At 58.5% G+C, this 11,507-nt stretch carries 7 protein-coding genes and 2 pseudogenes; 4 read left to right on the top strand and 5 right to left on the bottom strand.

What is annotated here, in order from left to right:
* Positions 1-373 precede the first annotated feature (373 nt).
* Positions 374-1,309 (bottom strand): SMP-30/gluconolactonase/LRE family protein, encoded by a 936-nt coding sequence (locus BUC32_RS19440; protein ID WP_220387650.1) that lies wholly within the window; start codon positions 1,307-1,309, stop codon positions 374-376.
* Positions 1,310-1,484: 175 nt separating this feature from the next.
* Complete coding sequence (locus BUC32_RS19435) at positions 1,485-2,504, bottom strand: lipase family protein (RefSeq protein WP_073257152.1); 1,020 nt, start codon at positions 2,502-2,504, stop codon at positions 1,485-1,487.
* A gap of 286 nt (positions 2,505-2,790) precedes the next feature.
* Between BUC32_RS19435 and BUC32_RS19430 the strand changes: the two genes are divergently transcribed.
* Genes BUC32_RS19430 through BUC32_RS19420 form a run of 3 tightly spaced genes read left to right on the top strand, consistent with a single transcriptional unit; the run spans position 2,791 to position 5,964 of the window.
* Positions 2,791-3,828: a catalase gene (locus BUC32_RS19430; protein ID WP_073257150.1), complete on the top strand. Its 1,038-nt coding sequence runs from the start codon at positions 2,791-2,793 to the stop codon at positions 3,826-3,828.
* A complete protein-coding gene (locus BUC32_RS19425) occupies positions 3,818-4,534 on the top strand; it encodes a hypothetical protein (protein WP_073257148.1) in 717 nt (238 codons plus the stop codon). The genes BUC32_RS19430 and BUC32_RS19425 overlap by 11 nt, the downstream gene beginning before the upstream one ends.
* Positions 4,531-5,964, top strand: coding sequence for a Dyp-type peroxidase (locus BUC32_RS19420; protein WP_073257145.1), 1,434 nt, complete (start codon positions 4,531-4,533; stop codon positions 5,962-5,964). The genes BUC32_RS19425 and BUC32_RS19420 overlap by 4 nt, the downstream gene beginning before the upstream one ends.
* Here the strand turns inward: BUC32_RS19420 and BUC32_RS19415 are convergent.
* Positions 5,961-9,122, bottom strand: coding sequence for an ATP-binding protein (locus BUC32_RS19415; RefSeq protein ID WP_175556979.1), 3,162 nt, complete (start codon positions 9,120-9,122; stop codon positions 5,961-5,963). The genes BUC32_RS19420 and BUC32_RS19415 overlap by 4 nt on opposite strands.
* A 152-nt stretch (positions 9,123-9,274) precedes the next feature.
* Between BUC32_RS19415 and BUC32_RS19410 the strand changes: the two are divergent.
* Positions 9,275-9,561 (top strand): annotated as a pseudogene (locus BUC32_RS19410) (IS6 family transposase); the annotation flags it as partial.
* Positions 9,562-10,142: 581 nt separating this feature from the next.
* Here the strand turns inward: BUC32_RS19410 and BUC32_RS19405 are convergent.
* Positions 10,143-11,345: an IS91 family transposase gene (locus tag BUC32_RS19405; RefSeq protein ID WP_073257139.1), complete on the bottom strand. Its 1,203-nt coding sequence runs from the start codon at positions 11,343-11,345 to the stop codon at positions 10,143-10,145.
* An 11-nt stretch (positions 11,346-11,356) separates the two neighbouring features.
* A pseudogene (locus BUC32_RS21080) lies at positions 11,357-11,507 on the bottom strand (integrase); the annotation flags it as partial.

Genomic DNA, 11,507 nt, shown 5'->3' with positions numbered 1-11,507 from the left:
CAGACAGGTTCGTCAGTTCGCAAAATCCACCTCGTTCGCATCAGCGCGCATCGCCCGCCACAAGCGCCAATACCGCGGCAGCGGTTTCGTCCTTGAGCCCAAAGCGGAAGTGATAGGCGCTGGCGCTCGCAGATGCAGAAATCCAAGTAGCTTGATACACCCACCGCACCGCAGCAAACAAAGCGGACATTTGTCGCGAGCGCAGCAAGTTTTCGAGCGTCTATGACCGAGTTGCGGACAAGCCCGCTGTTCGCCGAGTGGCGCGGTCTTTGCGCGGCATACAGGACAGCTTCTGTGGCATTGTAGAGACTGGTTCGAGCTCGCCTGACAACACCCTCGTAGCGACCAGTTCGAATTTGTCTGATAGCACGCTTCAAGCAGAATAGGCGAGCGGAAGCCCTTTTTCCGCGCATCGACCGTGGTACAGAACCCCGGTGCTGGACGCGGTGATCCACACGTCCTGCATATCCGGCCCGCCAAAACACAAATTGGTGGCAAACGGATCGGGCACTTTCACTTCGCTGGTGGTGCCATCGGAGGTATCAAAGGTGGTGATTCCCCCACCCGTCATTGAGATGGTGCCAACGCAGACATTGTTGTTTGCCAAAACCTTCAGACTGTCGACCCAGTGGAATCCCGGCAGGGTCTGAACGATTTTTCCCGGCATATCCGGCATCGGCGTTGCCTCAACCTCACCCGGTCCGGTGATCTTTAGCGCCCAGAGGCGACCGAAGATCGTGTCCGAGACATAAAGTGTGTCGCCATCCGGGGACAGGCCGACGCCATTGGGGGTGGTGATCGTGCACACCCGTTTCAGCGGGGCACCGTCGATTGTGCCAAAAAACAGACCACCCTTTTGGATGTGGTCGGGATACTGCAGACCGGTGTCGGTAAACCAGAATCCGCCGCGGTTTTTGTCAAAGACGATGTCATCCGGCGTCAAAAGCGGCATTTCGGGCGTGCTTTTGTAAACCGTGGTGACCGCGCCGGTCTTGAGGTCTACGCGCTCAATCGAGCCGCTGGTGTAGTTCTTGCTGGGGCCGGTGGGCGCCGGGATGCGCACCCCTTTCTGGATTTCGATAAAGTCATAGACCCCGCCGTTGTTGCAGATATAGGCCGCACCATCCGACCCGATGGCGGTGCCGTTGGGTCCGCCGGGGATATCGGCCACGAGCGAGACTGTGCCATCCTTAAGGCGCGACAGTTTCTTGCCTTCGATTTCGACAAAAATGACCGATCCGTCGTCCATGGCCACGGGGCCTTCGGGAAATCCCAGACCACCTGCCACCGGTTTAAGTTCAATGTTCACAGTTTTTGCTCCTCAAATTTGGCGGTTCCGATATTCCGACTGAAAAGAGCGGTCCGATATGGCCGCGTCCGTGTTGATGCCATCAAAACCAAAGGTTTAAACAGACAGAGACAATGCATCTTTAGCGCAATTTGGTCTTTCGCGCCATCCTGGCGGCGCTGTCATGCCTTTTGATCTAGGCGGCGGAGGATTTGGGAACAGGTGAGAAACAGGGCAGATAACTGTTCACGGCACTGTGGGCATCTGCAATCAGGCTGTATTTCTTGGCCTCCAGCGCCTCTCCGACAGCCACCAGGGCCGAGGTGTCGACCCGCGCGTCCGGAACAAAATCATGGGCGCTGTCAAAATACCTGAAAGCACCTGCAACGGTGTACCCCCCTCCGGTGGCCATGCGAAACGCTTCCACCGCAGCGGTCCACTCCAACTCATGTGCCCAGCCGGAAAATTCGATCTTGGACCAGACATTGGCGTCCGACCAGAATGGCAAAAACGGAACGATGTCATTCTCGACCTGATAGCGCGTTGTTTTGTCGGCCAATCCCTTGGCGGTGTACACTTTGAGAAAGCCACGGTCGAAGGCCACAGCGGGCGCAAAGGCATGCACTTCGATCCGACCGTCAAGCTCGGGCCAGGTTTCGCGGATCAGGGACGCCACCAGATATGTCATCGCGCCGCCCTTGCTGTGACCCGTCACAAGAACGGTCCCGGACATATCGGCCAAAAGCGGGGCGAGCGTCGCCTGGATCCACGGCCAGAGCGCCTTGGTCGCATCGCCAAAGCCGTGTTCGACATGCCCATAATGCGTGCCCACCGGATCCCAGCTGTGCGGCACGATTTTAGCGTCGTTGATCCAGTCGGTAATCCAGGCCATCAGATCGTTGTCCTGGAACGACGGCGGGATGGTTCCCCGTATCGCCACCACGACATTGCCGTCTGCCATGGGGCCAACAAGTGCTGCATCCGTGTGATCGCTGCCGCAGGCAAAGAACGCGGGGGTATAATCTGATGCCGGTGACGCGAAACCAACGGCGTCCTGATAGGCTGGTACAACCTGATAGAAACTATCGGCAGCGGCTGAGGGCACCTCGCGGTCAACCGGAGGACCGGGCGGAGGCTTGGCGCCGTTTTCGAAAATATTATACGCACAGATGCTTGCGTTGATCATGCGGGCTGCCATGGCAAAGTGATCAGACATAAGAGACTCCGTGTTGAAAAAATGTATGTGACATGCATCAATCATAGGTCGAAGCCGGCGTTCCAACCAGTTTTCTTTGTCGTGCTGACAATTGCCTAATTGCTTGTCGTGCAAGGCTTTTGAGCCAGTTCAACGTGTGCTGCCCAATGATGGCGCAACGGTAGAGCGATCCAAAAAATTGCGTAAAAGCCGTTTACCGGTTAAGTTTTAGCTAATTATGTATTTGTTTTTAGTGAGGCATTTTACTTTTGCCTGAAGAACCAACGTGTTCGGGGGGACAACAAACATGCACTACTCAGACATTGCCAAGCGCATTGTGGACGAGCTTTTGCGGCCCGATGGCAGCAAGGATTTACGCCCCGTGCACGCGATCGGAATCGGTGCGACAGGTTTCTTTGAGCCGTCCGAAGTGGCGGCGAATTATTGCAAGGCGGATCATTTTGTAAATCCGCGCACCGAGGCAACGCTTCGATTTTCCAACGGGTCGGGCAGCAAGACCGAACATGACGGATGGTCCGACGTGCGGGGTATGGCGACGCGGTTTCACCTGTCTGACGGCACCGACACCGATCTGATCATGATGACGCTGCCCGAGTTTTTTGCCCGAACGCCTCAGGAATTTCTGGATTTCACCCTCGCGGCCAAGCCGACTGAGGTGCATTGGGTCTCGCCGTGGAAAAAGATCTGGCAGATGCTGCATCTCATCCCGCCACAGCCCGATCCCTATCCCAACGAAGAGATCAGCCCTAATGAGGGCGCCATGAAATTCGCCAACGCAAACCGTTTTTCGCAACTTGCGGTGTTTCAGGCGGCGGGTATCGGCGCGCCGGTCAGCTATCTGCGGGCGGCCTATCATGCGGTGCACACCTTTGTGGTGACCGGTCAGGACGAGGTTGACCGCTGGGTGCGGTTCAACTGGCAACCGATTGACGGGGTCAAGAATGAAGATCCGCTAAAGACCCCCAAGGACACATACCTGAAAGGGCGATTACGTGACCGGCTGGCCGATCACACCTCGCGTTTCACGCTGATGATGCAGATCGGCGAGACCGGGGATGCGTTTGACGATTCCACCAAACCCTGGCCGCCGCACCGGCAGCGGATCATGATGGGCACGCTGACGCTGAACCATGCGGCCGCCGACACCAGGGAACAGGATGAGTATTTTGAAAAGCTCAGCTTCAACCCGATGCTGCTGACGCCGGGGATCCGGGCCTCGGATGATCCGGTGCTGCATCTGAGGAAAGGGGCCTATGCCTATTCCAGCGGAAAGCGCCACGCCAATCCATGCCCATTCTCAGGAGGCGCAGAAAATGACCAATAAGAACAGCTGGTTCAACGCTTATGTCAACAGCCTGCCGACGCGGGGCTGGTTCAAACTGTTGTCGCGCTATGTGGTCGTGCCCTACTGGATCTGGCGCGACCCGAAGCCAAAGCTGCCCGGCGGGCCACGGGAATCGCCGCAAACCAGCGAAAATGTGCAGCGCATGATGAACCTGGTCATGCCATTGAAAGACCCATCACCCGTGGGGCGCGCAATGGCGGCGATGGCGATTGCACAGAATGTCGACGAGATTTTCTCGGGCCTCGACAATGTTGGCACCGTGCACACGGCGCGGTTTTTGCTGCTGGGCGACAATCTTTGCATGATCTCGGTCTACGACGGGGATTTCAGTAATTATATCAGGGACTTTATTGAGACGATCGGCAGCGTGTTCGACGCGGTGATCGGCCAGATAAAGGGGGCCGAGCATATGATGCCCACCGCCGACCACGTGGAAGAATTCATTGAATGGGTGCACCAGCATGACCTGTTTCAGGCGCCGGATTTCCCAACCGATCTGTTTGCTTTGCAGGATGCGGCCAAGGGGCTGCCGACGGACGGGCCTGCACATGAGTTGATGACATTGCCGCGCGATCTGATCCTGCAATTGCATGCCAATCCCAATCTGTCGCTGGGCGGGGGCTATCGCTCGTACCCTGGGTTTTCTGCCGCGCAGGTGCGCGATAAATTTGGAGTGGGCTGGTGAACAAACTGGGAAACAAAACCGTCGATATCGACGCGGTCGAACGCGATGTTCAGGGCAACATCCTGCGCAGCTACAGTCGTCATCTGGTGCGCCATCTGATGCTGGAAGTGACCGATGCACGCGCCGCGCGCCGCTTCCTTGGGGTCGCGGCCAACAGTGGGAGTGACGCGGTGCCCAGGATCACGCCGGGCAGCGATTGGGGCAAGGACACGCCGCCGTCGAACTTTAACATCGGCCTGACCTATGAGGGGCTAAAGGCGTTGGGGGTGTCGCGGCGGACCTTGGGCACATTCCCGATTGAGTTTGCAGAGGGCATGACCAAACGCGCCATGAAATTGGGCGATTTTGGCGACAGTGCGCCGGACAAATGGCCTGCGCCCTTCGATGCGCCGGAAAAGCTGCATATCGTCGCCTCGATCCACGCCGATAAAGAGGACGAGCTTGACCGCGTTGAGGCGCAGGTTGCCAAGGCGTTTACCGTGCGCGGGGCCCGCGACGGGCGGGGCCTCGGGCGGGGCAAGGTGTTCTTTGGCTATAAAGACAGTATCTCGCAACCAAAATTCAAATGGGTCAAGAACCCCAAGCAAGCCACCGTCGACGAACCGCTGGACCCGCTGGGCACGATCCTGTTGGGCTATCCCACTTCGATGGAGGACATGACGTTTGGCGTACCGCAACCCGATGCTCTGGGCCTGAACGGCAGCTTTAACGCGTTCCGGGTGCTGGCGCAGGCCTCGTATGAGTTCGAGATCTATCTCGACGAGGCCGCCGACTTCCTGTTGAAACACCAGGATGCCGACAAGCTGTTGCCGCCCGGCGCCGAAAAGACAGTGGGCAAGGGGCTGGATCGCCGTGCCGCCCTGCGCGAGATCGTGGCAGCGCAGATGTGCGGGCGCTGGCGCAATGGCACACCGTACGAATTGTCGCCGGACACCATGGATCCGGATCCCGACGTGTCGCTGACGAATTTCGATTACACCGCGCAATCACGCTGTCCGGCGGGCGCGCATATGCGGCGTGCCAATCCGCGCGGTGGACCCATCGTGCAGCGCATTGCGACCTATACCCGCCGTCTGGTGCGGCGCGGCATGTCGTATGGTCCGGATTTCGACCCCGAAACCTTTGATCGCAAGAACCCCGACAAACGTGAACGCGGGCTTTTGGGCAACTTTCTGGGGGCCAATCTGGGCGCGCAATTTGAGGCGGTCATGTGCGACTGGCTGAATGTTGGCTTGCAAAGCCCCGACATCACCGGTTCGAACGATCCGCTGTTGGGGGCCAACACGCCCGAGACCAGCCGCTTTGATCTGACCCTGCCAAAGGGTGGCAGGATTACCATTCGCGGCTTTCCCCGGTTCGTGAGGGTGCGCGGTGGGGCCTATACCTTTTTGCCAAGCCTGACGGCGATCCGCTATCTGTCGAAGCTTTAGGTGAGTTCGGCCAGCGCGTCCTCGATCCGTGTTAGCATCGGTGACGGGCCAGTGGGGGCCACGATGCGCTGCGCCTCGGTCAGGTGCTTGCGCGCGAGATCTTGCTTTTTCTTGATCTTGTAAAGCAAACCCAGGATCATCTCGGCGCGTCCGATATGGTGCCCGTTGGGGTCGAACATCGGGTTGGCGCAGGCCTTTTCGATCATTTGCGGGATCAGCTTGCCACCGCGCAGCATCACCTTGCTGAGCGAGCGGATGTTGCGGAACAACACGCCCATTGACGCGTCGCCCTCTCCGGACAGGATCTCAAGGTAAACTTCACTCAGGAACAGCCGATACCAGTCGGCGGCGATCTGAAAGCCTTCCTGTTCCCGTTTGGCAATGCTGACCTCGATCCGGCGCAGGCCCTCATCGATCTTTCCATCGATTGCCAGCGCCACGCCCATCATCGTATCGGTGGTCGAGGCGAACAGTGTCCAGCCACGTTCGGCGCAGCGGTCGCAATAGGCCTGCACCTCTTTGGCAGCGCCGGGAATTTCCAGCGGGATCATCGCCGCATAATGCGCAGCATCTGCAATGGTGATCTCGAACTGTACCCTCGACATCAGCCGCGCCTGTTCTGAGATCTCGAACGCCTGCTGGTGGTCATCGCTGGCCAGCGCGATCAGCGCCTTCATACTGACACCATAACCCAGTGAACGGGGATCATTCATTTTGCGTCCATGCAGCACCATCTGCTCGGCGGCGTCCTGTGCTTCGCCAACGCGGCCCCGGCACACGGCGTTCCAGCCGATATGGGCCAAGAAAAAGTTCTGCAGATAGGCGTCGTCCAATCCATCGAGGATCTGTTCCGCCTCAACGCGCTTGGCTTCAAACGCATCGCTGGAAAGGGTGCCGGTGTAGCAGGACAGCACCAATTCGCTGACAATGGCATAGGCCAGAGTGTCCCGGTCCCCAAGTCGGCTGGCCATCTGTGACAGTTCGTGCTGCACGTCGATGGCATCCAGATAGCGACCGTTCCAGATCAGGCAGGACACATAGTGGTGCAGGAAATGCACATGATGCGGGCTGTCGCCAAATGCATTGAGGAAGGGACGCACCTGATCGGCCAGCTTCATCATGGTTTTCACCCTGAGCGACACGTTCGAGCACAGGGCATAGTCTGCCAGCAGGGCCGCGTATTGTACGTCGCTGGCGCAGGTGGGATCGTGTTCATAAAGCTTCAGCGCCGAGGTCAGATAGCGGTTGGCCTCGCCCAGTGAAAAAATGCCCAAACTTTTGGCCCCCGCCATGGCGGCAAACTGAAAAGCAAGATCTCTGCGCTCGGTCAGGCTGTAGTGATAGGCTAGCGTCTCGGCCACTTCGATCAGCCGCCCTGCTGCGCGCTCTTGCACAGCGGAGGCAATGGCCAGATGCAGATCGGTTCGAGGCTGTGACAACAGCCCCTGATAAACCGTCTCGCGCAGCAGCACGTGTTTGAACGCAAAGTCATCGGTTTTATGGTCGCGATAGACAATGTCGAGATCGCGCAGGCGCTGCATTTCCAGATCAAGATCAACAGAATGCCCAAGAACAACCGACAATAGTGCCGGGGCAAAGCGGCGCCCGATGGCGGCGGCAGCCTGCAGCAGGTTGCGCTGTTCCGGTTGAAGCCGGTCAATGCGCGCGGTCAGCAACCCCTGCATGCTAAGCGGCAGCGAGGTTGCCCCAAGGTCTGCATCGAACTCAACAACGCCCTCGGTCACCGTGATGGCGCCTTCCTGGCGCAGAAAGGCAACGATCTCTTCCGCGAACAGCGGATTGCCTCCGGCGCGTTCGGTTACCTGCTGGATCAGGGCCTCGGGCAGGTCCCGGGCGCCGAGCCGCTTTTGGGCGATCTGCACAATGTCTCCATCGCTGAGCGGCATGAGGGCGATCTTTGTTACTGACCCCGCGTCCGGCCACGTTGGCACATATTCGGGACGGCGGGTCTGGATCACCAGAAGATTGGACTGATTGTCCTGCTGCATCAATTTCCTGACCAGCTCTTCCGAGGCGCTGTCCAGCCAGTGCACATCTTCCAGATGCAGAATTACCGGACCTTCGCGGCATTGCGCGGCCAGGAGGGCCGGAAATAGATCGCGGGTGCGCAACCCGATCAAAACCCCGTCGAGCCCTTGCAGGGCCCCATCGGGGGGCTCCAGCCCCAATAGGTTCAGCAACAGGCCCAGGTTTTCTTCGGACCAGAGGTCTGCCCCCTGCAACCCTTTGGTCAGCAGGCGGATAATGCGGTCCGGATCATCATTGTCGCGCAGGCGGAACGACCGGCGCAGCACTTCGAGAAATGGAAAAAACGGCACTTGCTGGCCGTCAGTGGAACAATGCCCGGCCAGAACCGTCACATTCTGCGCCGTGGCCCGTTCCAGAAACTCAAATACCAGACGGGTTTTGCCCAGCCCCGGTTCCGCGACAAGATCCACCACACGCAGGCCCTTGCCAGCGCTTTCCAGCGCGTCGGCCATGGCGGTCAGCTCGTCTTTGCGCCCGACATAGTCGCTGAGTCCCCGCGCAAGCGAAGCGTCAAAGCGGGTTGAGGCCTTTTTGATGGAATGCAGCTGCCACAGTTTCTGTGACCCGGTGACACCCTTGATTTCGTGCGTGCCGCCAAAGCTGTGATCAACCTGCCATTCGACCAGCCGCCGCGAGGTATCGCAGATCAGGCTGCCGCCTTCGGGGGCGAGGGACTGAATGCGCGAGGCCAGGTTTACGGTATTGCCGACGGCGGTCAGTTCCGCGCCTTCGCCTTCGACCGAGGCCATGACGGCAGAGCCCGAACAGATGCCGACCCGCATCTTTGGCCGCACACCAAACCGAGTTTCAATACTGTCGGCGGTTTCTTCAAAGGCAGCGTGGATGGCCAAGGCGGTGCGACAGGATCTGAGGGCAGCATCCTCCAACGCTTCGGGGATGCCGAATACGGCCATAATACTGTCACCAGCAAAGCCCCGCACCGTGCCGCCCCGAGCCTTAACCACACTCGACAGCATGTCATAGATCATCTTGGTGAAGCCTACCGCACGTTCTTCTCCAAGCCCGGCCACAATCGCAGTGTAGCCGACCATATCCGTGAATAGGATGGTGACCTGACGTCTGTCACTTTGTGTTTCCCTATGGTCCATGAGAGGTCCCGATGGTTGCGATTTCTTCATGTTAACTAATTTAGCTCGACTTGGCACCAACTCTATGGAAGCGGCACTTTCAGACAATTTCAAACGGCACTGTCAGAAGAAATTGCCTTGAGGCGGCCAGCGTGTGAATTCACCTTCCTGCCATGACGAAACGCTCCCCTTCCCGCTATTTCAAAACCCGCCCCGAGATCATCTGTTTGGCGGTGATGATGTATGTTCGGTTTCCGCTATCGCTTCGGAATGTCGAAGATCTTCTGCACGAGCGGAGCATTGATGTCAGCCACGAAATTGTGCGGTTTTGGTGGAACCGGTTTGGCCCACTGTTCGCAGTCGAGATCCGTAGAAATGGGTCTGCCAGATGCGGTGTTACTCGAACTGGCGGTGGCATCTCGACGAGGTTTTCGTGAAGATCAACGGTGAGCGGCACTTTTGACGGGCACATGGATGCGTGTTCCGCACGTACAAAAGGGCCGACACTCCCAAACTCCAGCTTGGTTTAACCTGCCGTCTACCGGGACTGTTTCTCCAAAGGACTGTATGTTCGCATATTAGATGCGGGACACCTGCGCGGTGTACGACCAGTCTGGGTTTTGGCTACTAGGCTCCTTTTGAATGACCGCTTTCGGGAAAAACGCGCTGAACCGCCGCAACTCTTTTATAAATTTTGGTCGAGGCAGGAAGGTCAATATCGCTGCACTTGCATCAGGCCGATTTGTTCAAGGTTTGTGGCTGCTGTCAGCGTGAGTTGCAGCGGCGACAAATCTGACAAGGAGGAAAGCGCGGGCTGTTTTGGGTCTATGTGGATTGTGGGTTACGGCTGCGATGTCGAACGTTGAGAGCGCACGGTTGCGTGACGACCGACGGTGTTTGTCAGCTTCTTTTCCCGACACGTCTTGATTGGTTGGCCTCTCGCCATGAGGCTACAGGGCTGATGCCACGTATGATTTGGAGAGATGGCCGCACTGACTGGTCCGGTGCCTTTTCGTTGCGAGGCCGATCGGGTTGGACTGGTCATGCGGCGTCCTCCCATGGTGGTGCCCGGGATTTGGGTGCTTGGCCGCGCAGGAAGATCTCGATAACGATCATGGCCCCGCCGCATTTCGGGCAAGGCGGGTGCGCGGGTTGATCGTCGCATTCGGCGCTGGTTGCCTCATCCGGCGCTTGAGCGGGTTCTGGCTCGGCATTCAACAACTGTCTGATCTTTGCAATCCTGGCACGGCGGATACCGTTCGCGAGGAAGCCCGTGTGGCGGATGCGGTGGAAGCCCGACGGCAGGACGTGGATCAGGAAGCGACGGATGAACTCTGCTGTCGGCAGGCGCATGATCTTCATCCTGTCCCCCCGCTTGATGCGATAGTCCTTCCATCGGAATGATACCGTCTCGGCGTCAGCACTAACGAGGCGGTGATTGGAGATCGCTACGCGGTGGGTATAGCGGCTCAGATATGCCAGCACAGCCTCGGGCCCGCCGAAGGGTGGCTTGGCATAAACGACCCAGTCGGTTTTGCGCAGTGGAGCGAGGTAGGCCGCGAAGACTTCGGGATCGGCCAGCATTGTCAGATCGGCGAAGAACTTGAGCTCGCCTGCTTTGTGCAATCGGACCAACCCTTCAAGGAACAAGCGCCGGAACAGCCGAGACAGGACCTTCACGGGTAAAAAGAAGCCCGGGCGGCAGGCGATCCACCTCGTGCCATCCGATGATACGCCTCCTCCGGGCACGATGACATGCACATGCGGGTGGTGGGTCATCGCAGATCCCCATGTGTGCAGCACCGATGTCATGCCGATCCGGGCACCAAGGAGCTTTGGATCGGCAGCGATAGTCAGCAGCGTTTGCGCCGACGCTTTGAACAGCAAACCGTAGACGGCTGCCTTGTTTTGGTAGGCAATGTCGGCGATCTGGGCTGGCAGCGTGAAGACCACATGGAAGTATTCGACCGGCAGCAGATCCTCCATCCGCGCCTGCATCCAGTCTTTCGCTGCCGCGCCCTGGCACTTCGGACAATGTCGATTACGACATGAGTTATAGGCAATGTGCTGATGATCGCATTTGGTGCAGGCCGATACATGCCCGCCGAGCGCTGCGGTCCGGCAATTCTCGATGGCAGACATCACCTTGAGTTGCGGCAGGTTCAGGTGCCCGGCGTGGTCCCGGCGATAGGTAGCGCCATGGGTGCGGAAGATATCCGCGACCTCCAGTTTTGGCCGAGGCAAGGCCGCCCGCCTTAACCGGGACCAGCCTCCCGGCTCACCAGCAGATCAAGCGGGCTGGTCACATCCTGGATCGTCTTGGTTGCCACTTTCGTGTAGATCGTCGTCGTTTCCAGCTTGGCATGCCCCAGCAGCACCTGGATCACCCGGATATCGGTCCCACCC

This window comes from Shimia gijangensis, from assembly GCF_900142085.1.
Lineage (GTDB): Bacteria > Pseudomonadota > Alphaproteobacteria > Rhodobacterales > Rhodobacteraceae > Shimia > Shimia gijangensis.
This window is presented reverse-complemented; position numbering and strand designations above follow the sequence as displayed.